The sequence below is a fragment of the Halomonas sp. SIMBA_159 genome (genome assembly GCF_046536035.1).
Classification (GTDB): domain Bacteria; phylum Pseudomonadota; class Gammaproteobacteria; order Pseudomonadales; family Halomonadaceae; genus Vreelandella; species Vreelandella venusta_A.
This window is the reverse complement of record NZ_JAWJBT010000793.1, coordinates 1-264: the sequence shown is the minus strand read 5'-3', so window position 1 is coordinate 264 and position 264 is coordinate 1. Positions and strand designations below refer to the sequence as shown.

The 264-nt window shown below is 58.0% G+C and carries 1 pseudogene; it reads right to left on the bottom strand.

The annotated features are described in order from the left end of the window. Nucleotides 1–264, bottom strand: a pseudogene (locus R0J87_RS21390) (glycogen debranching protein GlgX); the annotation flags it as partial.

Genomic DNA, 264 nt, shown 5'->3' with positions numbered 1-264 from the left:
GCAGCAACGTGGACAGCAGATTGCGCTTTTGACGCTCACGCTGCTGACGAATATCGATGTCGTCGGTCGGACCTTCCACGCCCATGTTCCACGACTTGTTGTCCGAGTGTCCGTCCTTGTTGTCTTCGCCGTTCGCCTCGTTGTGCTTGTCGTTGTACGAGACAAGATCGTTCAACGTAAAGCCGTCGTGAGCGGCAATGAAATTCACGCTGGCCCAAGGGCGCCGGCCGCGATGGTTGAACTTGTCCCCCGAGCCGGTCAACC